Here is a 24,660-nt window from a genome sequence, read left to right as displayed (position 1 = left end):
AGTTCTGGCATGCTAATACGCCGCAGGTGACGATCCTCCCCTCGAGCGCCGCAAGGCCGGCCCGCCGCGCCGACACCGACGTGGACGTCGTGGTCATCGGCGGCGGTGTCAACGGCGTGGGGGTCGCGCGTGACGCGTCGCAGCGGGGCCTGAAGGTCGCCCTCTTCGAGCGCAACGATCTCGCGTTCGGCGCGAGCGGGAACTCGAGCGGCATGATCCACGGCGGGCTCAGGTACCTGACCAGCGATCCGCACGTGACCGAGAACTCGTGCCGCGACTCGGGGCACATCCAGGCGATCGCGCCGCACCTCTTGTTCCGGATCCCCTTCCTCGTCCCGTTCGAGGACGCGAGGCACGGGCGCATCCTCTACACGCTCGCCGACGGCTTCTTCGAGGCGTACGACAAGTACCAGCCGCTCAAGCGCGGCAAGCCGCACGCGCGCCTCTCGCCCGACGAGCTCCGGCGGCTCGAGCCGGGGCTGCACGGCGATCTCGTGGGCGGCTTCAGCTTCGACGAGTGGGGGATCGACGGCGCGCGGCTCTGCATCGCCAACGCCGTCGACGCGATCGAGCGAGGGGCCAAGGTGTACGTCGGGCACACCGTCGAGCGGGTCGAGCGCCGCGAGGACACCGGCGAGGTCGTCGCCGTGCGCTACCGGGACCGCGTGACCGGAGAGGGCGGGCGGCTCCGCACGAGCACGGTCGTGAACGCGACCGGCGCGTGGTCGCCGATCACGGCGTCGCTCGCGGGCCTCCCCGCCGCGAGCTCGCGGGTGCGGCCCGGCAAGGGCGTGCACGTCGTGTTCGACCGTCGCCTCACCAACTACGCGATCATGGCGAGGACGATCGACGGCCGTCAGATCTTCCTCGAGCCCTGGCAGAACATGAGCGTCATCGGCACGACCGACGACGACTTCTACGGCGACCTCGATCAGGTCCGCGCGACGAGCGAGGAGGTGAGGTACCTGGTCCAGGGCATCGCCCGCGTGTTCCCGCAGATCCACGAGGCGCGCGCGATCGGCACGTACGCGGGCGTGCGGCCAACGCTCTACGCGTACGGGCCGACCGAGGACGCGCTCTCGCGCGAGCACCAGATCATCGACCACGCGGCGCACGGCGCGCCGGGCCTCTACTCGATGATCGGGGGGAAGCTGGCCAGCTTCCGGCTCTTCGCCCAGGAGATGACCGACGTCCTCGCGCGGCGCTTCGATCTCGGCGCCCGCTGCGTGACGCACACGACCGCGCTGCCCGGCGGCGACCGCCCCGTGGACGCGCTCGCGCTCTCGCGGCGGATGGAGATCGACGCGGTGGCCGCCCGGCGGCTCGTCTACCGCCACGGCTCGCGCGCGCTCCGGATCGAGGAGCGCGTGCGCGAGCGGCCACGCGAGGCGGCGACGGTGTGCCCCTGCGAGCCCGTCATCGAGGCCGAGGTGCGCTACGTCCTCCGGCACGAGCTCGCGCGGAGCGTGGCCGACGTCGCGCGCCGCACGCGCCTCGGCCTCGGCGCGTGCGGGGGCATGCGCTGCGCGGCGCGGTGCGGGCAGATCGTGGCGCAGGAGCTCTCGCTCCCGCCGCGCGACGGGATGCGGCAGGCCGTGGAGTTCCTCTCGCGGCAGGCGATGACGCGCGCGGTCGCGCTCGGCCCGGAGCAGGCGCGGCAGGAGGCGCTCGCGATCGCCAGCGTGCGGTCGGAGCTCGGCGCGCCCGCGGGCGACGAGGCGACCGCGGCGGCGTGCGAGGACAGCGATCGCCGGTCGCCGCGCTCCGCGCGGGAGCCGGAGGAGAGGGCGTGGCGCGATCGATCCTCGTGATCGGCGCCGGCGTCGCCGGGCTCGCCGCCGCGTGGAGCGCGAGGCGGCGCGGGGCGCAGGTCACCGTGATCTCCGCGGGCGTCGGGGAGACGGCGCTCGCGGGCGGCGCGGTCGACGACGTCCCGTGGGAGCAGGTCGAGCGGGCCGCGCGGCTGCTCGGCAGCGATCTGCCCGCGGGCGATCTCGCGCCGGCGGCGAGGCAGCTCGCGGCGGAGCTCGGCCTGTGGGACGTGCCGCAGGCGTCCGGCGTGCGCCTCGCGACCGTCGCCGGCCGGATCCGCCCGGCCCGCGGCCGGGATCGCGCGCTGCTCGACCTCGGCTCGCTCCGCCGCACGCGCGTCCTCATCCCGCGCGCCGCGCGCGCCGCCTGGGACGCCGACGCGCTCGCGGAGGCGCTCACGGACGAGCCGTTCGCCCGGGCGCGGGGGCTCCGCTTCCTGCCGGTCGACGCGCCGGTGCTGCGCTTCGACGACGAGCGGCAGATCGCCGACGGCGACCTCGCGGCCCGGCACGACGATCCGGCGCGGCTCTCCTGGCTGCTCGATCGGCTCCGGCAGGCGCTCGAGGGCGCGGGCGGCGCGGGGGCGATCCTGCTCGGCCCCTGGCTCGGCGCGCGCGCGCCGCGGGCCGAGGCGCTCGCGGCGCGCCTCGGCGTCCCCGTGGGCGAGGCGCTGATCGGCGCCGGCTCGCCGGCGGGGCTCCGCTTCGAGGCGGCGCGCGACGCGCTGCTCGCCGCGATCGGGGCGGCGCGGCGCCACGGCCGCGTGCGCGCGGTGGGCGGTGCCCCCGGGGGGCCGGGCGGACCTGGCGAGGGCGTCTCGGTCCACGTGGAGGGCGAGGACGTGCCGCTCGCCGCGGACGCGGTGATCCTGGCGATCGGCGGCCTCGCCGGCGGGGGCATCGTGTATGCCCCGCCCGAGCGCGGCGCCGGTCCCGACCTCCCGGCGCGCGGCGGCGCGCCGTTCGCGCTCTCAGTCGAGGCGCCCGTCACGCTGGGCGACGCGCGCGGCGCGTTCGGCGTGGTGAGCTCGATGCAGGGCCCGGAGCTCGATGTCGTCGCTTGGCCGCGCGGCGAGCGGCCGGGCGCGCTGGAGTCGGTGGGCGTGCGGTGCGAGGGCGTCCGCGCCGCCCCCGGGATCCTGGCGGCGGGGGCGACCATCGCCGGGAGAGCGCGCACCGTGCTCGACGCGGTGACGACCGGGCTCCGCGCCGGCGCCGAGGCCTGACGCCGGCCGAGGCCCGAGGCCGGCGCCGAGGGCCGGCGCGGACAGGAGCGGCCATCGGCGCCGGTCGCTCCGCGCGTGTCCTCGCGCGCTAGCGCCTCGCCGGGATCGCGCGAAGCAGCTGCTGGTAGCCGACCGCGAGCGTGAAATCGCTCCCGCGGGTGGGATCGGCGGGCACGTCGCCCTCAGGGCCGCGCGCCGCGGCCGCCGCGCGCTTCTCGACGAGCACGGCCCTCGGCGAGCCGTCGCCGATCGATCCCTCGGCGGGGAGGTGCCCCTCGAGGTCCTGCTCCCGGAGGATGGCGGCCGGCAGCGACTGCTGCGCGCTCTCGATGACGATGTCCGGCCGGATGCCCTGGGCCTGGATCGAGCGCCCCTTCGGCGTGTAGTAGCGCATCGTCGTGAGCCTCACCCCGGCGCCGCCGGGGAGCTCGTAGATGGTCTGCACCGACCCCTTGCCGAAGGTCGTCGCGCCGACGACCGTGGCGCGACCGCTGTCCTGCAGGGCGCCCGCGACGAGCTCGGCGGCGCTGGCGGAGTACTCGTTCACGAGCGCGACCACGGGCAGCGAGGCGAACGCGCCGCCGTCGTGCGCCTTCGCCTCGTCGACGACCTGGTTGCGCTGGCGCGTCGAGTAGATCGTCCCCGACGAGAGGAACTCGTCGGCGAGGGCCTCCGCCTCGTGCACGAGGCCGCCGGGGTTGTTGCGCAGGTCGAGGATCACCCCGGCCAGCGGCGCCTTCGATGCGGCGCGCAGCGTCGCCGCGGCGCGGAGCATCTCCTCGTGGGTGCCGTCCTGGAACTGCTTCACGCGGACGTACGCGACGTCGCGATCGAGGCGCCTCGCGGCGATGCTCGTGACGTGGATCTGCTCCCGCGCGAGGTCGAACGTGAGCGGCTCGGCCGCGCCCTGCCGGCGGATCGTGAGCTTCACCCGCGAGCCGGGGGCCCCGCGCATGATCTTCACCAGCTTGTCGAGGCGCTCGCCGCGCACGGGTCGGCCGTCGATCGCGATGATCTGGTCGCCGGAGCGGATGCCCGCCCGCGCCGCAGGCGAGCCCTCGATCGGCGCGATCACGGTGATCTGGTCGTCCTTCGTGTCGACCTCGATGCCGACGCCGCCGAACGTCCCCCCGGTCTCTTCCTGGAACTGGGCGAACTCGGAGGCGTTCATGTACGCGGAGTGCGGATCGAGCTCCGCGACCATGCCCTTGATGGCGCCGTCGATGATCTTGTTGCGCTGCGCCGGCTCGACGTAGTTGTTCTCGACGAGCACGAGCACGCGCGCGAGCTGCTCGAGCGGCGCGTAGGGGCTCTGCGCCTGTGTGCTCGCGCCCGCGAGGTGGGAAGTCGCCGCCCCCCCTGCGAAGGCCGCAGCGATGAGCCCCAGGGTGCGCATCCAGCTCGAGAAGCGTCGCATCCGCCGACCATAGCAGCGACGCGGGCGAGCGCGGCCAGCGCGCCGGCCGCGCCCCGATCGGCGCCCGCCCGGCGCCGCGCCGGCCAGGGCGCCGCCGCCGGGCAAGCGCCGGCCGGGGCGCGCCGGCGCGGGCGTACCGCCGGGCCGGTCGAAGTCGCGCCGCGACGCCCAAGGTCCAGGGCGCATGGTTTGTCCTAGGAGGAGTGTTCGGCTATCTTCGCGCGCCTGAACGTGGAACTTGCCTCCTCATCGCCCTGCTCCGCCTCCGCGAAGCAGGGCTCGCCGCGAGGGGCTTCTCTCGCCGAGACGGTCAGCGGCCGTCGCGAAGAGCTGTCCGCGGCTGCGCTGTCGTCCGTGCGCGGGAGACAATTCGCACCGCGAGGCGGCTAGGATGGCCAAGACCACCGATCGTGAGCTCGTCGATCAAGCCCGGGGCGGAGATGCCCAGGCGTTCGGGGTGCTGGTCCGTCGATATCAGAAGCGCATCTTCCGGCTGGCGTTCCACCTCGTCCGCTCGGGCGCGGAGGCCGAGGACGTGACCCAGGAGACCTTCGTCCGGGCTTATCAGGCGCTCGATCGGTTCGACGGGCGGAGCGAGCCCTTCACCTGGCTCTACCGGATCGCCGTGAACCTCTCGCTCAACATGATCCGGGCGCGCAAGCCGACCAGGAACTCGACCCCCACGGACGATCCGCGGATCGAGGCGCTGCTGCTCGAGACGCGCCCGAGCCACGGCGTCGATCCGGCCGCGACGACCCAGCGGCGCGAGCTCGCGGCCGCGCTCTGCGACGGCATCGATACGCTCTCCGACACGCTGCGGACGACGCTCATCCTCGTGTGCATCGACGGCGTGCCCCACGAGGACGCGTCCAGGATCCTGGGGTGTCCGGAAGGAACAGTCGCCTGGCGCGTCCACGAGGCGCGCCGCAAGCTCCGCGCATACCTCGCGGAGCGTGGTTTCGGAGGGGACGCCGAATGAACGTCACCAGCAAGCTCGACCTCGACCAGATGCTCAACGATTGGCCTGCCCCCACCGTCGACGAGGCGGCGTGGGAGACGCGGGCAGCTCGCATCGTCGAGGTCGCTCTATCCCGGCGATCGGAGGATGCGGCGGCGGTGGCCGACCTCCTCGCAGCCCCGGATCTCGCCGCAGAGCCTGGCGAGGAGCAGGCCGGGGACATTTCGCGAGAAGCACGCACCGCAGGAGAGCGCAGTACCATGGCGGACGGATCGGAAGCAGGCAGGGCCTCGAAGTCTGAAGCGCGCCTGTCGGGCGGCAGCGCCTCGCGGCCCCCGGAGAAGAAACGCCAGTCGCTGAAGGAGATCGCCGAGCGCGCCAGCCAGGCGCCGGGTCGCGCGAGCGGCGCGACGGGGAGCAGCCCGGCGCTCTCGACGCCGGTGCCGTCCGCGCGCGGTCCGCTGTCCACGCCGGTGCCGTCCGGACGCGGCCCGCTGTCCACGCCGCTGCCGGCCTCGGGACGCGGCTCGATGCCGCCAGGGCGCGTGTCGTCGCCGCCGGGGCGGGGGTCGATCTCCGGCGTCATGCGCGCGTCGTCGCCTGCGTTGCGGCCGGCCGAGGGGGTGACCGAGGACTCCGGCGTCATCGATCTCAACCGGCTCAGCGCGTCGGTCCCCCCGGAGCACGTGGAGGCCGCCGAGAAGGCGCCGCTCGGCATGGCCGATACGCTCGAGAGCGAGAGGCAGGACGCGGTCGCGGCGGTGTCCGCGAGGAGGCCGCGCGCCCCGTCCGCGCCCGTCGCCCAGCCTGTTGCGAAGAAGCGGTCCGGCGGGATGATCGCCGGCGCGGCGCTCGCGGCCCTGGGCTTGGCCGCCGCGGTGGCCGTCGTGGTGAAGACGAAGGCGCCGTCGCAGCAGGAGACGGCGACCGCCACCGCGGCAGCGCCGACCACGGACGTGACGCCCGCCGCGCCGCGCGAGGAGAAGCCGGCAGCGCCTGCTGCCCCGGTCGCCGCCGCGCCCGCCGCGCCGGCGGAGAACGCGGAGCCCGAGCCGCAGCCGGTGGAAACGGTGACGGCGGAGAGGCTGGCCGCGGCGCCCAAGACGGCCGCCGCGCCGGTCGGCGCCGGCGCGGCGGCGCCAGCGGCTGCGCCCGAGGCGCCTGCGCCCGCCGCGGCGCCGAAGCCGGAGCAGGGAAAGGTGGCGGCGGCGCCGACGCCGGCGGGCAAGCCGGGGGATCTGCCTTCCGCCATGCAGGCCGCCGTGGGCGACGAGGGGGAGAAGCAGCCGTCGGTGGTGTCGGAGGCGCCGGTGCCGGCCTCGGGCCCGCTGCGGCAGCAGAACGTCCCCGAGCAGCCGTCGCAGGGCTCGGTCCAGGCCGCGCTCGGCTCGGTCATGGGCAACGCGAAGGCGTGCGTCGCGGGCGCGGACGACGTGTCGCGGGCGCAGATCACGTTCTCGTCGACCGGCCAGGTGAGCAAGGTCAGCGTCAGCGGCTGGGCGGCTTCGAACGGCCAGTCGAGCTGCGTGCAGGCGGCGCTCAAGGCCGCGAACGTGGGCCCGTTCTCGAAGCCCTCGTTCTCGGTGAACGCCACGATCCGGCCCTAGCTCCCGGGAATTCAGGGGGCCCCGACCCCCGGGCGGACCCGGGCACCGGAGGGCCCCACGTCCCGGTTGACATGAGGGTGCCCGCAGGTAGAATGCGCGCCCCCATGGTTTCCGCGACTCAGCAAACCCAGCGCATCCGTCGGCGCAAGGCGCGCACTTCGGGCACCCGCCGCAAGCGCTTCGAGCGCGCTCACGGCACCCCCAAGTTCCCGATCCATCCGGCGGGTTACGATCAGAACGCGCCGGACGCCCAGCGCGCTGCCACGCCCGCCGAGGCGCAGGCGAAGAAGTAGGAGAGCTTTTCTCATGGCCAATCACGCATCCGCCGACAAGCGCAACCGCCAGCGCATCACCAGGACCGCGCGCAACCGCGCCGCCAAGTCGGAGCTCCGCACGGTCGTCAAGAAGGCGCGCACCGGGCTGAAGGGCGTCCCGCAAGAGTCCACCGCGCTGGTCACCGCCGCGGTGAGCGCGCTCGATCGCGCCGCCTCGAAGGGGACGATCCCCGCCAAGCGCGCGTCGCGTGTGAAGAGCCGCCTGGCCCTCGCGCTGCACAAGGCGAGCGTCGCCGCCAAGACCGCCGCGGGCTGAGCAACAACCCCTCCGTACGTACGCCCCGCTCACCGCAAGGTGAAGCGGGCGTCGTCGTTTTGTCCCCCCGCACCACCGTAGGCCCGTTGCCATTCCGCCGCTGCCGTCGCGGCCGCGGCGAGCGCAGCTCCGCCCCTCTCCACTCTCCCCCGTACGACGCCAGCGGCGGGCACCCGCACAGGAGACGGGTCCAGCTCGGCGTTTTCGGCGCGGAGGCGTACTCCGGTACGCCGAGCACCGAAAACGCCGAGATGGGCCCGTATCCGAAGCGGGTGTCCGCCCCTCAATGAGCGTCGGCCCAGGTGGGACCGTGGCCGATGTCGACGACGAGCGGCACGTCGAGCGGGAAGACCGACTCCATGGCCTCCCGCACCTTCGCCTTCGCCTCCTCCACCGCCTCGATCGGCACCTCGAACGCGAGCTCGTCGTGCACCGTGAGCACCATGCGCGCGCCGGGGACCACGGGGCGCGGGATGCGCACCATCGCGAGCTTCAAGAGATCCGCCGCCGTCCCCTGGATGGGGGTGTTCTGGGCGATGCGCTCCGCCTGTGCGCGGCGCATCCGGTCGCTGCTGCGCAGGTCCGGGAGCAGCCTGCGCCGGCCGAGCAGCGTGCGCACCGACTCGGAGCGCTTCGCCTCGGCCATCGTCCGCTCCATGAACTCGTGCACGCCGCGGTAGCGCGCGAAGTAGGCGTCGATGAAGCGCGCCGCCTCCGCGCGCGAGATGTCGAGGCGCTTCGCGAGCGCCGCCTCGCCCATCCCGTAGATCACGCCGAAGTTGATCGTCTTGCTCCGGCGCCGCATCTCGTCGGTGACCCCCGCCTCGTCCACGCCGAAGATCTCCATGGCCGTGCGCACGTGCACGTCCTGCCCGGTGCGGAACGCGTCGACGAGCACCGGATCCTTCGACAGGTGCGCGAGGACGCGCAGCTCGATCTGGGAGTAGTCGGCGCTCACGATCACGCTCCCGGGCGGCGCGACGAACGCGCGCCGGATCATCCGGCCGAGCTCCGTGCGGATCGGGATGTTCTGCAGGTTCGGATCCTGCGACGAGAGCCGCCCCGTCGCGGCCACGGCCTGGCTCCAGCGCGTGTGGATCCGGCCCGTGGTCGGGTGCACGAGGCGCGGCAGCGCGTCCACGTACGTGCCCTTGAGCTTGGCGATGACGCGGTGCTCGAGCACCACGCCGGGGAACGGGTGGTCCTCCGCCAGCGTCTCCAGCACGTCGGCGTCCGTCGAGCGGCCGGTCTTCGTCTTGCGCTGGGAGCGCAGCTTGAGCTCGTCGAACAGGACGGTCTCGAGCTGCTTCGGCGACGCCAGGTTGATGTCGTGCCCCACCATCTCGCGCGCCTTCTGCTCCAGCGCCGCGAGCTCGGTCGTCATCTGCGCGCCGAGCTGCGCGAGCGCCTGCGGATCGACGAGGACGCCCGTGAGCTCCATCTCCGCGAGCACCGCGGAGAGGGGCAGCTCGATCTGCACGAGCAGATCCTCGAGCCGCTCGGCGCGGAGCCGCGGGCGCAGCCGGTCGGTGAGCGAGAGCGCGACGTCGGCGGACGCCGCCCCGTAGGTCGCGGCCTCGCCGATCTCGATCTCGTCGAGGCCGCGCTGCGCCTGCCCGCGGCGCTTCGGGGCTACCTCGTCGAGGGTCTGCACCTTGGCGCCGAGCTCGCGCTCGGCGAGCTCGTGGAGCTGGTTCTTCCCCTCGGGATCGAGCAGGTAGCTCGCCAGCATCGTGTCGAACGCGACGCCGACGAGCCCGATGCGGTGCCGCAGGAGGACCACCTCGCAGAACTTCACGTCGTGGCCGACCTTCGGGAGCTCGGGGTCGGCGAGCAGCGGGCCGAGCACCGCGTCGACGTCGCCCATCGAGAGCTGGGCCGGCGCGCCGAGGTAGCGGTGGCCCAGGGGGACGTAGACGGCTTGCCCCGGCTCGCAGGCGAGCGCGACGCCGCAGACGTGGGCGCTCATCGGCTCGCGGCTCGTCGCGTGCACGTCGATGGCGAGGCGCCCGGCCGCGCGCGCCGACTTGGCGAACGCCTCGAGCTCCTCGCGCGTCGCGACGACCCGGTAGGTCGACGCGCGCGCCGTGGGCTCGGGCGCGCGGACGGCCTTCAGGAAGCGCGAGAACCCGAGCTCGGTGAAGAGCTCCCGGAGCCTCCCGGTGTCCGCGCCGCCGTAGCGCAGCGTCTCCAGGTCGAGCGAGACCGGGGCGCTGCCGTCGAGCGTCACGAGCTTCTGCGACAGGAGCGCGTCGGCCTCGTGCTGCTTGAGCGACTCGCGGATGCGAGGCTTCTTCACCTCGTCGAGGCGGGCGTAGATCGCCGAGAGCGAGCCGAACTGCGCGAGCAGCTCGGCGGCCGTCTTCAGGCCCACGCCGGGGACGCCGGGGACGTTGTCCGAGCTGTCGCCGACGAGGGCGAGCAGATCGCGCACCTGCTCCGGAGGCACGCCGAACTTCGCGACGACCTCGGGGTGCCCGTAGACCTTGTCGCGCATCGCGTCCCAGAGCATCACCCGGTCGCCGTCGACGAGCTGCATGAGGTCCTTGTCGCTCGACGCGATGACCACGCGCAGCCCCCGCTCCTTGGCCCGCGCGACGGCGACGGCCACGAGGTCGTCCGCCTCGAGCCCCTCCTGGATGAAGATCGGGATGCAGTACGCCTCGACGATCTCCCGGCATCGGTTCATCTGCACCCCGAGGTCGGGCGGCGGCGGCGGCCGGTGGGCCTTGTAGCGCGGGTCGAGATCGTCGCGGAACGTCTTGCCCGGAGAGTCCATCGCGACGCCGAGGTACGCGGGCTTCCGCTCGTCGACGAGCTTCGAGAGCATCGCGACGGTGCCGTACGTCGCGTGCGTCGGCTCGCCGCTCGGGCTCGAGAGCGGGCTGATCGCGTGGTAGGCGCGGAAGACGTAGCCCGAGAGGTCGATCAGGTAGAGGACGTCCGGAGCTCCGGCCGGGGGAAGCGCGGTAGGGCGCGTGGACATGGACCGACCCTTAGCACCTCGGGGCCCCGACGTTCACCGAACCACGATGTCGCGCCGCATTGTCACGTCGATGACCTGCCCGTCCCGCTCGACGCCGACAGAGACGCGCGTCCCCACCGGGCCGCGGAGGCGCTGGATGCAGTCGGCGAGCGGGAGCTCCTTCGCGTTCTCGCCGTCGATGCGGACGATGACGTCGCCTTGCTGGAGCCCGGCGGACGCGGCGGGTCCGCCATCGATGAGGCCCGCGATCGTGACGCCGCTCGAGGAGACCGACAGCATCGCGCCGATGCCCGTGAGCTCCTCGCGCGATCCGCCGTCGTCCAGCATGCGGAGCTCGATGTCGGCGCGCGCCGAGCCCGCGCCGCGCGCGTCGAGGCCGGAGACGATCTTGGACATGTAGTCCTCGTGGCGCACGCGCACCGAGAACGGGCCGCGCGCCGGCACCCCCTCGAGCGCGTATTCGCCGTTCGCGTCGGTGAGCACGAGCGAGATCGCGTTGGCGCCGGACGAGGTCACGGAGTCGAGCTCGACCTGGGCCTCGACGACCGGCGCCCGCGAGGCGGCGTCGATGACCCTGCCCTTCAGCGTCGCCCCCTGCGGCAGCACGATCCTCACGCCCTCGGTGGTGCGGCCCGCCTCGACGTCGACCCCCGAGCTCCGCGTCGGGGGGCGGCCGGCCGCGCTCACCGTCAGCACGTAGCGGCCCGGCGCGAGCGCGTTCCATCGAAACGCGCCGCCCGGATCGGTCACCTGGCGCGCGCGGCCGTCGACGCTCCCGCGCACCGCGTCCCCAGCCGGCACGAACGACTCGATCGCCAGGAGGTACGCCTCGACGGGCCTGCCCGACTGATCCACGACCTCGCCCGCGATCGCGCCTGCCGCGACCAGGTGGAGGACGTTGTCGCGGCCCGCGGCGAGGCGCGTGGGCTCGGCGTCCCCGAGCGGGGGCTGCGCCGCGGTCGCGGTGCACCCGTCGGCCTCGGGCGGCAGCTCGAAGCGGCCCTCCGTGTCGGCGCTCGCGGTCATGCCCGGCTCGTCGCGGCACCGGACCACGGCGCCGGCGCTCGGGCGGCCCTCCGGATCGAGGACGACGCCGCGGACCGGCTCAGCGCGCGCGACCGTCGTCTCGCGCGGCGGCGGCGGAGCCGGCGGCGCCTCGACCTCGACCTCGCGCGGCGCCGCGCGCTCCGGCTGCGGCGGCGGGAGCAGCGCCGAGGCGGGCTCGCGCCGCGCCGGCATCACGGGCGCGGGGCGCGGCACGAGCAGCCAGAAGAGGAGCGGCGCGACCAGCAGCGCCACGGACAGCAGGGCCGCGGAGAGCCAGGCCCTTCGCTGCGCGCCCGCCATCCGGCTGTCCGCCATGCCGTCCTCCGCCGTCGATTCAGCGGCCGGCGTCGGCCTGACCGGCCGAGCCCTCGGCCGCGCCTTCGGGGATCGCGTTCGAGTCGATCGGCTCCGGCGCCGCCTCGTCGGCGGGGCCGAGCGCGGGGCGCTCCGGCTCCGCGGGCCACGGCGTCTCGCTGGAAGAGCCGCCGCACGCCCCGATGAGCAGCGCGCAAGGTAGGAGCAAGGTGCCGGACCGCATGGCCGGCATCCTAGCTCGTTTTGACGGGGAGGTCATAACGACCGGCTCCTGCGCACGGCCGTGGGCGAGCGCGGCGCGCCGGCTCAGCGCGGCGCGCCGGCTCAGCGCGTGGAGAGGTTCGTCCGCGCGATCCAGAGGCAGGCGGCGGCGTTGACCGCGCACCAGACGATGAGGGCCATCCGGCCGAGGGGGCCGGCGACCTCGCCGAGCGCGACGACCGAGGTGAGGTAGGCCGCCGTGCCGACGGAGAGGCCCGCGATCGCCGGCCGGAGCTTCTTCACGCCGAAGAAGAGCGAGGTGAGGCCGAGCGGGATGAGCGCGTTGGCGAGCGGCAGCCAGCGGTGGACCGAGGCGCCGATCAGCAGGTCGAGATCGGCGATCGGCCGGGCCAGCACGTCGACGGCGAGGTCCACGCGCGGCAGGAGCCACGGGGCGAAGAAGAACAGCCCCGGCCCCGCCGCGAGCGCCGGGAGGAGGAAGCTTGCCTGCCAGGGGCTCGTGGCGTTCGCCTCCTTCTTGCGGGCGCGGCGGCCGACCCACGTCGCGAGCACGAGCAGCGCGAGCAGCCGCACGGCGATGTGGCTCTGCGTGACGCGCACGACCGAGCTCGCGGCGTCGAGGATGCCGGCCCCGTAGAGGAGCTTGCCGCCGTCGGAGTCGTCGACCACGCGCGCGCCCGCGCGGAGCGCGTCCTCGACCGCGCGCGGGTCCGACACGCCGAGGCTCACGAGCAGCGCCGCCGCGCCGGCCACGTGGGGCGCGGCCATCGAGGTGCCGCTGTACACGGGGTAGCCCTCGCACTTGTCGCGCCCGCGGTTGCAGATGGTCTGCTGGGTGACGTTCACCCCGGGCGCCGCGACGTCGACGCCCTGACCGCGCGAGGAGAACCGCGCGATCTTGTCGTTCGCGTCGGTGGCGCTCACGCCGATGACGCCGTCCGAGGCGCCGGGGAATTGCACGCGCCCGCCGGTGTTGCCGGCCGCCGCGACGACCACCGCGCCGCGCGAGATCGCGTAGTCGATCGCGCTCTGGAGGACCTTGGAGTTGCGGGGCCCGCCGAGGCTCAGGTTGATGACGTGGGCGCCGTGCTCGGCCGCCCAGCGGATGCCGTCGGCCACGTCGGCGGTCGTGCCCCATCCGCTCTCGTTCAGCACCTTGACCGGCATGAGCCGCGCGTGGAACGCGAGCCCCACGGCGCCGATGCCGTTGTTGGTCGACTGCGCGATCGTGCCCGCCACGTGCGTGCCGTGGCCCTGGTCGTCGTTCGCGTGGCTCGTCTTGGTGACGAAGTTCCATCCCTCGACGCACTCGGTCGACGCGAGGTCGGTCCCCTTGGTGAAGGGCCCGTGGTCCTCGCACGCGATGCCGGTGTCGACCACGGCGACGGTGACCCCGCGGCCGGTGGCGAAGTCCCATGCGCGCTCGGCGCCCACGCGCGCCATGTGCCACTGGTCCTTCAGCAGCGGGTCGTTCGCGGCGAACGAGGCGCGCACCCACGCGAGCGGCTCGGCGGCCTCCACGCGCGGGTCCTGCGCGAGCCGCTGGAGCGTCTCGTTGACCGAGCCCTCCACGGTGGCGATCTGGATCCGGGTCTCGGAGGCGAGCGCGGTCGGGATGGCGGTCAGCGAGAAGTCGCGCACGAGCGCCGCGAGCGAGCTTTCGTCGAGGTCGTCGCGCGCGTCGACGACGATCTGCCCGGGGATGTCGTAGCTGGTCTCGTCGAGCTCGGAGGCCAGCCCGTGCAGCGGCTCGCCCGCGGTCGCGACCGGCTCGTTCAGGACATCGAGGCCGCTGGAGCGATGGACGTCGCCGGGCAGCGCGGGGCTGACGTATCCGGGGAGGCGAGGCTCGAGCATCCCGGGGGAGCGCGCCGCGAGCGCGACCCCGGCGCCGCGGTTGTCCGTTCCGTCGGCCCTGGCCGCGCCGGACACCGCGACCAGCGCCGCTGCCGCGAGCAACGACGTCGCGACCGCGCGTCCGGTTGGGTGAGTTGCGGTCCCTGACCCACGCTGAAGGCGAGACTTGTGCATAGGGGTCTCCTCATCGGCAGGGTAGCGCCGCCGTCCCCGAGCAGCCATCGCTCTGGCGTCGACGTACTGCGCCCCGACGCGTCACCGCGCCGCGCCCGCGCGCCCGCTGCGCCCATGACCGCGGCATCAGCAGCGCAGCATCATCGCGACCGTGAACATCCTGGAACCGCCCCCACATTCCCCCTGACGAGCTCGGCAAGCGCCCCCTCTCCCGCCCTCGCTGCTCCCCTGGAAAGAGCCGCCGGCGGTGGGAGGGGCGCGGGCGGGCGGCGGGGGTGGGCCCCACAAACCCGAGCGCCGGCCCGCATCGAAGCGAGTCGCCCCCAGTCCTCCCTCACCCGTCCGAGTGGCAATAGCCCCCCACAAGGCGCGAGTTTGTGGGGGGACCCCCGCCGCCCGCCCGCGCCCCTCCCTCCGCCGGCGGCTCCCCCGCGCGTGGAATGCCGCCCGGGCCCGCGAAGCTCACCCCCGCCGGCCGCTCACGTCACTTCGGCGCCGCCCAGAGGCCGGCCATCCACGCTTCCACGTCGCTCACGGCACGCGGGATATCGATCGACAGGTTCCGACACCCCGTCTCGGTGACGAGGACGTCGTCCTCGATGCGCACGCCGATGCCGCGATAGCGCGCCGGCACGGTCTCGTCGTCGAGCTGGAAGTACAGGCCGGGCTCCACCGTGAGCACCATCCCCGGCTTGAGCTTGCCGTACTTGTAGACCTGCTGCCGCGCCTGCGCGCAGTCGTGCACGTCGAGGCCCAGCATGTGGCTCACGTTGTGGAGCGAGTACCGGCGGTAGAACTGCTTGTCTTCCTTGAGCGCCTCCTCGGCCGAAACGCTCAGGATGCCGAGCCGCTCGAGCCCCCGGGCGAGCACCCGCATCGCCGCCCGGTTCGGCTCCATGAAGTCGTTGCCCGGCTTCACCTCGTGGATCGCCGCCTCCTGCGCCTCCAGCACGAGCTCGTAGATCTCGCGCTGCTCCTTGGAGAACTTCCCGTTGATCGGCAGCGTCCGGGTGATGTCGGCGGTGTAGAGCGCGTTGCCCTCGACGCCGGCGTCGAGCAGCACGAGCTTGCCCGGCTCGAGCGCGCCGTCGTTCCTCGTCCAGTGCAGGATGCAGGCGTGGTGGCCCGCCGCGGCGATGGTCCCGTAACCGACGTCGTTGCCCTCCACCCGGGCGCGCAGGTTGAAGACGCCCTCGAGCTCTCGCTCGCTCCGCCCCTTGGGGAGCGCGCGGATGACGTCCTCGAAGCCCCGCTTCGTCGACGCGACCACCGCCTCGAGCTCCTCGATCTCGAGCGCGTCCTTGAGGAGGCGCATCTCCGAGAGCGCCTCGCCGAGCTGCTTGTCGCGATCGTGCTTGGCGAGGAGCTTGTCGACGCGATCGGACATGCCGCGGAGCACGCGGTGCGGGCGCGTCACCGTGCCGACGAGGCCGCTCAGGTACGCGTCCAGCTCGGGGAGCCCGCGGCACTCGTCGACGCCGAAGCGCGCGCGGCTCTGCTCGACGCCGAGCCGGGGGCCGACCCAGAGCTCCCCCTTGGCGCGATCGGTGAAGAACGTCTTGTCGCTGCGCCCGGGGTTCGGCTCGACGAAGAGGATGTCCCGGTGCCCGCCGCCCTCCTGCGGCTGCAGGACGAGCACGCAGTCCGGCTCGAGGTTGCCCGTCAGGTAAAAGAAGTCCGAGCCGGGGCGAAAGCGATAGTGCGTGTCGTTGGAGCGCACCTTCTCGTGCCCCGTGGGGATGATGAGCGTCTCCGCCGGGAACAGCTTCGACAGGGCGCGGCGGCGGGCGGCGAACGCGTCCGCGTGCGCGATCGGCTCGGGGAGCTCGCGGGACGCCGGCGCCCAGCGATCCAGCATGAACGCGATCAGGGCCTCCGGCAGCGTCGAGTCGTGGCTCGCCGGCTTGGCCTCGGCGCCGGCGGCCGCAGCGGCGGGCGCCTCGGCGGGGCCGCTGCCGGTGGGCGCGCTGTGGGCAGGATCTGCCTGGACGGGGGCGGCGCTGGTCTCGGGCGTGGTGCTCATGGGGCTCAAACTATGGGTCGATCGGGCAGGGTCGTTCAAGCCAAAGCGCTCGCCCGACCCCGCGCGCGGATCGCCCCGCAGGGGAGGCAGCGCGTCACGCGACCGAAGCGCCGCCGTCGATCGCGAGGATCTGGCCGGTGATGAAGTCGTTTTCCGCGAGGAACACCACGGCGCGCGCGATGTCCTCGGCCTCGCCGAGCCGCCGGAGCGGGATGCGCTCGCGGAGGCGAGCGAGCGTGGCCTCGTCATACGACGACGGCGGAAGGACCGTCCCAGGCGCGATGCCGTTGACGCGCACGTCCGGCGAGAGCCCCACCGCGAGGCCGCGGACGAGGTGGGCGAGCGCGGCCTTCGAGACCGAATAAGGGATGTAGTTCTTCCACGGGCGCTCGGCGCTCACGCAGACGATCGCGACGACGCTGCCGCGGCTTTCGCGGAGCGCGGAGGCGAGCTCTAGCGTGAGCAGGTACGGCGCGGTGGCGTTGAGCGCCAGCGCGCGATCCCAGGCGTCGGCGGAGAGCTCGGCCGGCGGGACCCGCTCGAAGTTCGCCGCGTTGTGGACCAGGAGGTCGAGCCGGCCAGACGACCAGTCGAGCGCCGCTCGGGCGAGCGCGGCGACCGCCGCGCGATCGTGGAGGTCGGCTTGGAGCGCGACGGCGCGCCGGCCGAGCGAGCGCGCCTCGTCGACGACGGCGTCCGCGCCGGCGCCGCTCGTGGCGTAGTGGACGGCCACGTCGGCGCCCGCGGCGGCGAGCGCGCGGGCGGTCGCGGCGCCGAGGCGGGTGCCGCCGCCGGTCACGAGGGCGACACGGCCGGTCAAGGGAACATGGGGCATGAGGGGTTCTGTAGCCGATGTGGGGCCGCGCGCGTCGAGATCGCCGGCGACGCGTCGCGCGGCCGGCGTTCGGCGGCGCTCGGCGGCGCTCGGCCGCGCGCCGCCGTTTTTTTCGCCGGCGCCGCGCGCCATGGCACGCTGGCGCGGCTTTGCCGATGCCTCCGACACGCCGAGCCGCCGCAAAGGAACGCTCCAAGGAGCCGCCGCACCGCCTGTGCGCCCTCGCCGCCGCGCTGCTCTGCGCGGCCGGATGCACGGAGAAGCTCGAGTCCGTCGAGCTGCCGGGCATCGACCTGCCGGGCCTCGATTGGCCAAAGACGAGCGCGCCCGCGGCGCCGTCGAGCGCGGCGCCGCGGGCCCAGGGCGCGGCGAGCGCGGCCGGCGCGGCGAGCGCGGCGAGCGCGGCGCCGCGGCCCCCGGGGGCGCGCGCCGCCGCGGCGGCGAGCCAGCCCGAGTGCGACGAGCTGCCGTCGGAGGAGGAGGAGCGGCGCGCGCAGCTGCCGCCCCTGACGGCGCTCGGGAAGGCGGTGCCCACGGAGCCGTGGACCCCGCCGCCGTACGAGGTGCTCCCGGGCGTGACGCTCCCCGCGCCGATCGCCGCCAAGCTCGAGCGGATCGACCGGGGCTACGCGCGCCGCACGCGCGAGCACCTCGTGATCACGAGCGGGACACGCGACGCGAACCGACAGGCCCGGGCCATGTTCACGAAGCTCAGGCTCGGCGAGGATCTCCTCAAGCTCTACCGGAACAAGGCGGCGGTCCAGGAGATCACGAAGGCGTACCGGGCGAGCTCGGGCAAGCCGCCGGAGCAGGTGGTCGCCGCCATGGAGGCCGTCATCCAGGACCAGATCGACCGGGGGGTCTACGTCTCCGCGCACCTGCGCCGAGGCGCCGTGGACGTGCGCAGCAGGACCATGTCGCCGAAGGAGAAGCGCGCGTTCCTCGAGAGCGCCTCCGAGGTCGGGGGCGTCCTGGTCATCGAAGAGACGACGCCCGCGCACTACCACCTGCAGATCGACTGACGGGCAGGCCGCCGCTCCAGGTCGCCGGCGCCGGCCTCCCCGCGGCGCGTCCACGGACGCGCCGCGGCCGGGCAGGGCGCGTCAGTTGGCGCGCACCGGCGCGGCCGCGCCCGCCGCGCGGCGCAGATGCAGCGAGAGCGCCAGGAGCATGGCCCCCACCGCGATCGCGAACGACCCGATGAGCCAGCTGATCGCCAGCACGCCCGCCGCCGGCAGCGCCACCATGAGGACGCCGAAGATCACCGAGGTGACGCCGCTCAGCCCGAGCCAGAGCTCGTTGGCGATCACGTGCCGGAGCCGCACCGCGCCGATGATCCGGAAGATGCCGGTCACGATGGCCCACGCCGCGATCAGGCCGTAGAGCGAGAGCGCGGTGATGATGGGCCGCCAGAACGTCAGCAGGGCGATACCGATGTCGAAGAGGCCCTCGACCACGGTGATCCCCCCGCCCCGGCCGCCGATCGCGGACGCGAGCGCGGCGCAGCCGTCGAGCAGCGCCCACACGCCGAACAGCAGGACGAGCGTGGCCAGCGACGGGAGCGGCCACAGGAAGAACAGGATCCCGATGAGGATCCCGACGACGCCCCTCACGGCGATCACCCACCAATACCGCCCCAGCAGCTCCATGCTTCCCCCCTCCTCTGGCGCCCACGGCGCTCGCTCTCAGCAGACGCGCGCCGCCTGGTCACGCCGCGCGCTGCCGCTCCCTCGCGGTGCGCTGTACCGCTCTTGCCCGCTCGGATTCACGCTGCCCGGACCGAATGCACGTCCCCTGCCCGCCGGCAGCGGACGAGCTGCTCAACGGAGCGCTTCGGCGCCCAGGCGGTCGAGGCCGTCCGCGCGGCGGCCGGCCTCGACGCGCCGAGCCAGTTCCGCCGTCGCCCGCGACGCCGGGAGATTTACAGGCCGGCGATCGGCCCGCCCGCAGGGTCGCCGTACTTCGACAGCTCGACGCCGAAGTAGTTGATGATCGAGCAATGGAGCGCGCCGGTGGGCGCGTTGTTCGCGTGCACGGCGCGGCCCGTCTCGAAGCCGCCCACGTGCCCGGCGAGCATGATGGGCATGTTCTTCCGACCGTGGGAGTCGCCGTCGCCGTTCTCGGACGTGTAGAGCACGAGCGACTCGTCGAGCAGGTTGCCCGTCGCGGTGGTCGCGGCCTTCATGGCGTTGAGCAGGTACGCGAAGCGGCGCACCTTGAACCGCGAGGTCTGCACGACGCGGGCGTTGGCGATGCGCATCGCCTCCGCCTGCGGCAGGCTGTCGAGGTCGGTCGCGCGATCGCGGTCGCCGAGCTTGTGCGAGATGAAGTGGTCGCTCCAGGTCCCCACGCCGTCGGGCAGGTCGTAGCCGGAGAAGTCGAGACCCCAGCTGTTCGAGTACTGCAAGACGAGCACCCGCGTCAGATCGCAGGTGAGCGCGAGCAGCCCGAGATCGATCATCTGCTTGAACTTGCCGTGCAGGTCGAGGCCCCGCGCGGGCTTGCCGGGGACGGTGCAGCTCGACTGGGTCGTGGACTGGATCTGCCTCTCCAGCTCGAACACCGACTCGAGGTGCTGCTCCACGCGCGCCCGGTCCGCTGCGCCGAGGCGCTGGTTCAGCCGCCTCGCGTCCTCCCTCACCCAGTCGAGGACGCTGGCGCGGCGCCGCCGGATGTTGTCCATCTCCTCGTTCGGGCTGCCCAGGTTGCTGAAGAGCGTGTCGAACAGGGTGGCCGGCTCGCGGAACGCGTCCTCGACCTGACCGCCGTCCCGGAACGAGATGAAGCCCTGCGTGACCGCCGTGTCGCCCGTCGGAGACAGGTTGAGGCTGCGGTACGGGGTCTCGGCCGCGATGTGATCGGCCAGGTACTGGTCGAGCGTCGCCTTCTTCGGGACCGCCTGCCCGCCGCCGTCGGTGTGGGCGCAGAGCGCCATCGCGGGGCTGTGGATGTCGGAGCAGATCACCTGGTGATCGACGCCGGACACCATCGTGACATCGCGCCAGATCGGATCCCCCGCCGGCCACTCGCGCTCGGCGTCGAAGCCCTTCATGTCCACGAGGCACGGCGTCAGGCCCTCGGCCGAGAGCGGACCGGCCGTGCGCGGGTGCCACGCGCCGGGATCGGTGCCGTTGGGGACGAAGAAGGCCACGAAGCGCTTCGGGTCCGCCGGCGCGGCGCTGGCGCGCTGCGGCCGCATCGCGTCGAGGAACGGGAGGGCGACCGCGACGCTGGCGCCGCGGAGCAGAGCTCTTCTCGAGATCTTCACTGGCGACACTCCTCTTCCATCATCGGTCGGACGGTTTGCGAGCACATCACTCTGGCGCCCTCCGCAGCCGGAACGCCGGAGACCGCACGATGGCGGTCAGGAGGGAACGGAACCGGTTGCCGTCCTGCGCGAAGCTCTCCGCGGCGGCGTCGATGGCGCAGCGATCCTCGACCGCGGGCTCGCGCCCCTGGGTGTACGTGAACAGCTTCTCCGCGACGCAGGCGGCGAGATCGGGGCTGCGCCGGAGCTCCGCCGCCAGGGCGGCGAGCGAGTCGAACGACTCGTTGGCTGCGCCCTGGAAGCGCGGCTCCAGCCCGAACTCGTCGATACCGATGCTCCCGTCGTACCGCCCCTCCTTGTCGTACTGGGCGAAGCCGACGCCGATGGGATCGATGAGCGCGTGGCAGCCGGCGCACCCCGCCTGGGTGTTGCGCTTCTCGAGGACCTCGAGGTAGCTCAGGCCGGACAGCTCGCTCTCCAGCTCCTCGAGCAGCCCGGCGGGGATGGTGATCTTCTGGCAGAGGAAGGCCGCCCGGAGCCACTGGCCGCGCACGGCGATGAGGTCGCCGTCGTTCTTGGCGCTGATCAGGCTGGCGTGCGTGAGCAGCCCGGTGTTCGCCCGGTGGTGCCCGGCCGGGAGCTCCACGCGCGTCACGCCGTCGCCCGTCGCCTCGAGACCGTAGAACTTCGCGAGCGCCGGGGTGACGTACGTGTGGTTCGCGGTGAGCGCGTCGAAGAAATCGACGCCTGGGGTGAAGGCGTGCTCGTCGAGGACGAGCTCGCTCTCGGTGATCATGTCCGCGAGCAGGGCGGGCGTCGACGCGTCCGGGTTGGTCGGCGGGCGGAGCTGCTCGAAGGTGAGCCACTGCTTGAAGAAGGCGTTGAAGAAGAGCGGCGTCCGCTCGTCCTCGACCATCTCCTCGGCGACCGCGAGGAGCCCATCGGGCGTGTCGAGCTCGCCTGCCTCCGCGCGCGACAGCAGCGCCGCGCTCGGCGACCGGCCCCAGAGCGTGAACGACAGCCGCGAGGCGAGCTCCAGCGATGACAGGGGCGACGTCTCGGCGCCGTTCGCGCCGACCTCGATCCGGAACAGGAAGCTGGGGGAGGTGAGCAGCGCCTCGATGACGAAGCGAAACGCGTCCGCCCTGTCCTGCGCGACGTCGGTCGCTCGCGCGACCAGGTCGCTCACCTCCTCGGCCGACAGCGGCCTTCGATACGCCAGCTTGCCGAAGCGCTGCACGAAGCGCTCGAGGCAATCGGCGGCCTCCGGCTCGCAGCCGAGCACCGAAGCCCGGCGCGCCTCGTCCGCCATGAGCTCCTGCCCGAGCGACTCCGCCGTCGCCAGATAGGCGCGGAGATGCTGATCCGAGACGTTCTGGAGGGCGGCGATCGTCCGGAATCCGCCCTGGCCGGTATCTTCCGGGATGCTGTCCACGACGGGCGGTTCGGCGAGCTGGAACAGATCCTGGAGCGTCAGCTGGTACTCGAGCCGGGACAGGCGGCGCAGGACGCTCGGGCTCGTTCGAGCGACGCTGCAGTCTTGCGCCGTCGGCTGCCCGGTGACGGGATCGATGGGGTCGCTGATGTCGCCACCAGGGCTGCCGTCGCTGTTGCCGAGCTGCCCGGTACAGGCAACCCCCGTGAGGCAGAAGAGCGCCACGGCGGACATGCCCGCCGCGAGGGAACGCCGGAGGAACGGTACCGATCGATCGGTGTCGGGCGGCATTGTCTTGCTCATGGAGTGACCAGCCATTCCGGTGGAGCGCACCTGGCGCACGCCGAGACATTTCGGCGATGCGCGGCGTCGTGGTCTGAGGCGCACTTTTGAAGCAAGGCGGTACGTGCGCGCCCCGGCGTCTGCTCGGGGCAGGGATCATATTCCCATAGCATGCTCCTCTGATCGCCGCATGGCGCGGATCGCTGTCTGCCGCGCGCCTGACTCGGCGCTAGCCGGGGTTACAGGAGGCCAAATCTGGTATATTGCAGGCTCACTGCCGAGCGCCGGCGCGACGGCGGCCCGGCTGCGACAGGCGAGCTTGGCGACGGCGAGGCCGGGCGCGAGGCCCGAGGAGACACGGCATGACACGCACCGACTACGAACAGATCGCGGGGGTCTTCGATCGGCGTTATCAGGGGGGCAGGTACGCCGGGGCCGAGCAGGTGGTGCTCGACGTGCTCGGGCCTTCACGAGGGCGGCGCGCGCTCGAGGTGGGGTGCGGGACGGGGCACTGGCTGGAGCTCTTGCACAAGAACGGGTTCGAGGTGGCCGGGCTCGACGCGTCGCCCGGCATGCTCGAGCAAGCGCGCGCTCGCCTGCCATCGGCGACGCTCGTCCACGGCTCGGCGGAGCAGCTCCCCTTTCCCGACGCCGGGTTCGATTGCGTGCTCTGCATCAACGCGCTGCACCACTTCGGTGAGCCGCGCGGGTTCATGGCCGAGGCGCACCGGGTGCTCGGCCCCGGAGGGATCCTCATCAACATCGGCCTCGATCCGCACCAGGGGATCGACCGCTGGTTCGTTTACGACTACTTCGAGTCGACCCGGGAGCTCGACCTGAAGCGGTACGCATCGGTGGACACCGTGCGGCGCTGGCTCGACGAGAGCGGGTTCCGCGTCGACGGGACGAGGCTCGCCGCGCACATCGAGCGGCAGGTCCCCGCTTCGGAGGCCCTCGCGAAGGGCATCGATCCGCGCGACACGAGCCAGCTCGCCTTGCTGACGCCGGAGGCCTTCGCGGCGGGGGTCGACCGGATCCGGCAGGAAGAGGCGAAGGCGCGGCAGCGCGGCGGCGAGCTCGCGCTGGTCGTCGACCTGCGCATGTGGGCCACCGTCGCCCGGAAGCCCTGAGCCGAGCGGGCGCGCCCGCGCTGCCGTCGAGCCGGGCCCCCCCGGGCATCGATCATCGCGCGAGGATGAGCAGCGAATACCCGCCCAGCACGCGGGCGGTGAAGTCTTGATCCAGCGCGAACAAGAGCCGCCTCGGATACCTCAGCAGCTTCGCCTTGAAGGACTTGCTCGAGAGCTCCACGGATCCGGCGGTGTAGAAATAGTCGACGATCTCGTAGCCGGCCTCCTGCAAGCTCGCCAGCGCCGTCTGCTTCACGAAATAGTGGATATGCCCCACGTTCCTGCGCACGTCGAGGATGGGCTTCATCCGCAGGACCGCCTGGACCGAGAGGTCCAGGGGCACGTGCAGGATCTTGTACTCTGCCTTGCCCTTCAGCTTCCGCAGGAAGGTGTAGTAGTCCTCCACGTGCTCGATGACGTCGATGATCATCAGGACGTCGCACTGGAAATCCTTCTCCAGGAGGTCTTCCTGATGAAACGTCAGCCGATCTTTCTCTCTCGCCTTCGCCAGCTGGAACGCCTGGGGAGAGATGTCGTAGCCGTGGAACTCCACCGACGCCGGCAGCTGCTGATGCAGCTGATTCAGGACCTCCCCGGCGCCGCACCCCACCTCGTACACGACCTTCGGCTGGATGTGGTTCTTCTCCAGGATCCGGAGGATCTGCTTGGCTTTCCACGGGGAGTCCTCCGCGTGCCAAGTCTTGTTGTTCTCCAGGTACCCGCCCTCCGTGTAAAGTCCCGCGCTCGTCATGCGACCTCCCCTCTGGCACTCACGTCGTGCCGTATGATGCGCCGGCAGCGGGGGCGCTCCTCGTGGATGAGCTCCCGCACGGCGCGCGGATCCGCGCGCCGAATGGGCCGCCGGCCGGCCCGTCACCGCGTCGCTTCGCGGCGGAGGGCCGCCGTCTCGCCGCGCGCGAAGACCCGCTGAACGAACGGCCGCTCAGCAGCCCTCGCGGCGCCATCCCCGGTCCTGCCGGCGAGCTGCTCGCGCCCCGGCCCCCTCGTTCCGCCATTCGGCGAGCGAGCTGCTCGCCGCCGGAGTCGCCCTCCTCGACCCCGGACCCGGGCGCGCGCCGCCCTTGATGCGGGCCTCGGTCACGACCTCGTCCCACTGCGCGTCGTAGCCCTCGAAGTGGACCCGGTAGGAGCCAGGGGCGACGACGCCGGTGATGATCGCCGGCTTGTACGCCCCCTTCCACTCGACCTCGACGCGATCGCCGACCTTCCTCGCGCTGGCGCCGCCCGAGGCGCGCTGCTCCTCGTCGCGGAGGCGCCGGGCGCTCCCCTCGTGCAAGCACTGCTCCCGGTGGCACGCGAGCCCGGAAGCGCAGTCGTCGTCGGCGCGGCACGGCGACCCGAGCGGCGCCTTCTTCCCGCAGGCAGCGAGCGCCACAGGCAAGGTGGCCAGGATCACGAGCGCTCTCAGGGCGGCGATGGCTCGAACGCGCACGACGCGGGATCCCAGCAGAGCGG

Annotated in this window: 20 protein-coding genes; 8 read left to right on the top strand and 12 right to left on the bottom strand. The window is 73.1% G+C overall.

Annotated features, from left to right (window positions below):
- The first annotated feature begins 26 nt into the window (after positions 1-26).
- On the top strand, positions 27-1,811 hold the full coding sequence (locus WMF26_RS48425; protein ID WP_061622180.1) for a glycerol-3-phosphate dehydrogenase/oxidase: 1,785 nt from the start codon (positions 27-29) through the stop codon (positions 1,809-1,811).
- Positions 1,790-3,037 (top strand): FAD-binding protein, encoded by a 1,248-nt coding sequence (locus tag WMF26_RS48420; protein WP_437998233.1) that lies wholly within the window; start codon positions 1,790-1,792, stop codon positions 3,035-3,037. The genes WMF26_RS48425 and WMF26_RS48420 overlap by 22 nt, the downstream gene beginning before the upstream one ends.
- Before the next feature lie 88 nt (positions 3,038-3,125).
- On the opposite strand, the gene WMF26_RS48415 is transcribed toward WMF26_RS48420, so the two are convergent.
- A complete protein-coding gene (locus WMF26_RS48415; protein WP_437998232.1) occupies positions 3,126-4,454 on the bottom strand; it encodes a S41 family peptidase in 1,329 nt (442 codons plus the stop codon).
- A 391-nt stretch (positions 4,455-4,845) separates the two neighbouring features.
- Here WMF26_RS48415 and WMF26_RS48410 point away from each other — a divergent pair, with 391 nt between their 5' ends.
- The 4 genes from WMF26_RS48410 (at position 4,846) to rpsT (ending at position 7,610) form a co-directional block, all read left to right on the top strand.
- Positions 4,846-5,433, top strand: a complete 588-nt coding sequence (locus WMF26_RS48410; protein WP_061624415.1) for an RNA polymerase sigma factor — start codon at positions 4,846-4,848, stop codon at positions 5,431-5,433.
- Entirely contained in the window at positions 5,430-7,019 is a 1,590-nt protein-coding gene (locus WMF26_RS48405) for a hypothetical protein (RefSeq protein WP_437998231.1), read from the top strand. The genes WMF26_RS48410 and WMF26_RS48405 overlap by 4 nt, the downstream gene beginning before the upstream one ends.
- 104 nt (positions 7,020-7,123) lie before the next feature.
- Positions 7,124-7,312, top strand: a complete 189-nt coding sequence (locus WMF26_RS48400) for a hypothetical protein (protein ID WP_020741788.1) — start codon at positions 7,124-7,126, stop codon at positions 7,310-7,312.
- Between the two features lie 13 nt (positions 7,313-7,325).
- Positions 7,326-7,610: a 30S ribosomal protein S20 gene (gene rpsT, locus WMF26_RS48395; RefSeq protein ID WP_129580564.1), complete on the top strand. Its 285-nt coding sequence runs from the start codon at positions 7,326-7,328 to the stop codon at positions 7,608-7,610.
- Positions 7,611-7,893: 283 nt separating this feature from the next.
- Here rpsT and polA read toward each other — a convergent pair whose 3' ends face one another.
- From polA to WMF26_RS48365, 6 genes are all read right to left on the bottom strand, one after another.
- Positions 7,894-10,596: a DNA polymerase I gene (gene polA, locus WMF26_RS48390; protein WP_437998230.1), complete on the bottom strand. Its 2,703-nt coding sequence runs from the start codon at positions 10,594-10,596 to the stop codon at positions 7,894-7,896.
- 33 nt (positions 10,597-10,629) lie between these two features.
- Entirely contained in the window at positions 10,630-11,958 is a 1,329-nt protein-coding gene (locus tag WMF26_RS48385; protein WP_437998229.1) for a carboxypeptidase regulatory-like domain-containing protein, read from the bottom strand.
- A gap of 19 nt (positions 11,959-11,977) precedes the next feature.
- The gene (locus WMF26_RS48380; RefSeq protein WP_437998228.1) at positions 11,978-12,181 is read right to left on the bottom strand and encodes a hypothetical protein; all 204 of its coding nucleotides are present in this window, start codon (positions 12,179-12,181) and stop codon (positions 11,978-11,980) included.
- Between the two features lie 101 nt (positions 12,182-12,282).
- Positions 12,283-14,139: a S8 family peptidase gene (locus WMF26_RS48375; RefSeq protein ID WP_437998227.1), complete on the bottom strand. Its 1,857-nt coding sequence runs from the start codon at positions 14,137-14,139 to the stop codon at positions 12,283-12,285.
- A 556-nt stretch (positions 14,140-14,695) separates the two neighbouring features.
- Complete coding sequence (locus tag WMF26_RS48370) at positions 14,696-16,234, bottom strand: aminopeptidase P family protein (protein ID WP_437998226.1); 1,539 nt, start codon at positions 16,232-16,234, stop codon at positions 14,696-14,698.
- A 94-nt stretch (positions 16,235-16,328) separates the two neighbouring features.
- Complete coding sequence (locus WMF26_RS48365; protein WP_437334728.1) at positions 16,329-17,069, bottom strand: SDR family oxidoreductase; 741 nt, start codon at positions 17,067-17,069, stop codon at positions 16,329-16,331.
- Between the two features lie 155 nt (positions 17,070-17,224).
- Between WMF26_RS48365 and WMF26_RS48360 the strand changes: the two genes are divergently transcribed.
- Positions 17,225-18,091, top strand: a complete 867-nt coding sequence (locus tag WMF26_RS48360) for a hypothetical protein (protein WP_437998225.1) — start codon at positions 17,225-17,227, stop codon at positions 18,089-18,091.
- An 81-nt stretch (positions 18,092-18,172) separates the two neighbouring features.
- On the opposite strand, the gene WMF26_RS48355 is transcribed toward WMF26_RS48360, so the two are convergent.
- The 3 genes from WMF26_RS48355 to WMF26_RS48345 all read right to left on the bottom strand — a co-directional run bounded on the left by WMF26_RS48355 (position 18,173) and on the right by WMF26_RS48345 (position 22,075).
- Entirely contained in the window at positions 18,173-18,718 is a 546-nt protein-coding gene (locus tag WMF26_RS48355) for an HdeD family acid-resistance protein (RefSeq protein WP_437998224.1), read from the bottom strand.
- 272 nt (positions 18,719-18,990) lie between these two features.
- Entirely contained in the window at positions 18,991-20,337 is a 1,347-nt protein-coding gene (locus WMF26_RS48350) for a DUF1552 domain-containing protein (RefSeq protein ID WP_437998223.1), read from the bottom strand.
- A gap of 46 nt (positions 20,338-20,383) precedes the next feature.
- Positions 20,384-22,075, bottom strand: coding sequence for a DUF1592 domain-containing protein (locus WMF26_RS48345; protein ID WP_437998222.1), 1,692 nt, complete (start codon positions 22,073-22,075; stop codon positions 20,384-20,386).
- A 341-nt stretch (positions 22,076-22,416) separates the two neighbouring features.
- Between WMF26_RS48345 and WMF26_RS48340 the strand changes: the two genes are divergently transcribed.
- Positions 22,417-23,184, top strand: a complete 768-nt coding sequence (locus WMF26_RS48340) for a class I SAM-dependent methyltransferase (protein WP_437998221.1) — start codon at positions 22,417-22,419, stop codon at positions 23,182-23,184.
- 52 nt (positions 23,185-23,236) lie between these two features.
- Here the strand turns inward: WMF26_RS48340 and WMF26_RS48335 are convergent, their stop codons facing one another.
- Positions 23,237-23,935, bottom strand: coding sequence for a class I SAM-dependent methyltransferase (locus WMF26_RS48335; protein WP_437998220.1), 699 nt, complete (start codon positions 23,933-23,935; stop codon positions 23,237-23,239).
- A 192-nt stretch (positions 23,936-24,127) separates the two neighbouring features.
- Positions 24,128-24,637, bottom strand: coding sequence for a hypothetical protein (locus WMF26_RS48330; protein ID WP_437334721.1), 510 nt, complete (start codon positions 24,635-24,637; stop codon positions 24,128-24,130).
- Between the last annotated feature and the right edge of the window lie 23 nt (positions 24,638-24,660).

The sequence above is a fragment of the Sorangium sp. So ce185 genome, from assembly GCF_051526825.1.
Lineage (GTDB): Bacteria > Myxococcota_A > Polyangia > Polyangiales > Polyangiaceae > Sorangium > Sorangium cellulosum_D.
Note: the sequence above shows the minus strand (reverse complement) of the source record. Positions and strands in the feature narration are given on the sequence as shown.

Bases quoted from the DNA above. Each gene is read 5' to 3' on its own strand.
- WMF26_RS48415 (WP_437998232.1), bottom strand. From the start codon at position 4,454: ATGCGACGCTTCTCGAGCTGGATGCGCACCCTGGGGCTCATCGCTGCG.
- WMF26_RS48410 (WP_061624415.1), top strand. From the start codon at position 4,846: ATGGCCAAGACCACCGATCGTGAGCTCGTCGATCAAGCCCGGGGCGGA.
- WMF26_RS48405 (WP_437998231.1), top strand. From the start codon at position 5,430: ATGAACGTCACCAGCAAGCTCGACCTCGACCAGATGCTCAACGATTGG.
- WMF26_RS48400 (WP_020741788.1), top strand. From the start codon at position 7,124: ATGGTTTCCGCGACTCAGCAAACCCAGCGCATCCGTCGGCGCAAGGCG.
- rpsT (WP_129580564.1), top strand. From the start codon at position 7,326: ATGGCCAATCACGCATCCGCCGACAAGCGCAACCGCCAGCGCATCACC.
- polA (WP_437998230.1), bottom strand. From the start codon at position 10,596: ATGTCCACGCGCCCTACCGCGCTTCCCCCGGCCGGAGCTCCGGACGTC.
- WMF26_RS48385 (WP_437998229.1), bottom strand. From the start codon at position 11,958: ATGGCGGACAGCCGGATGGCGGGCGCGCAGCGAAGGGCCTGGCTCTCC.
- WMF26_RS48380 (WP_437998228.1), bottom strand. From the start codon at position 12,181: ATGCGGTCCGGCACCTTGCTCCTACCTTGCGCGCTGCTCATCGGGGCG.
- WMF26_RS48370 (WP_437998226.1), bottom strand. From the start codon at position 16,234: ATGAGCACCACGCCCGAGACCAGCGCCGCCCCCGTCCAGGCAGATCCT.
- WMF26_RS48365 (WP_437334728.1), bottom strand. From the start codon at position 17,069: ATGCCCCATGTTCCCTTGACCGGCCGTGTCGCCCTCGTGACCGGCGGC.
- WMF26_RS48360 (WP_437998225.1), top strand. From the start codon at position 17,225: ATGCCTCCGACACGCCGAGCCGCCGCAAAGGAACGCTCCAAGGAGCCG.
- WMF26_RS48355 (WP_437998224.1), bottom strand. From the start codon at position 18,718: ATGGAGCTGCTGGGGCGGTATTGGTGGGTGATCGCCGTGAGGGGCGTC.
- WMF26_RS48345 (WP_437998222.1), bottom strand. From the start codon at position 22,075: ATGAGCAAGACAATGCCGCCCGACACCGATCGATCGGTACCGTTCCTC.
- WMF26_RS48340 (WP_437998221.1), top strand. From the start codon at position 22,417: ATGACACGCACCGACTACGAACAGATCGCGGGGGTCTTCGATCGGCGT.
- WMF26_RS48335 (WP_437998220.1), bottom strand. From the start codon at position 23,935: ATGACGAGCGCGGGACTTTACACGGAGGGCGGGTACCTGGAGAACAAC.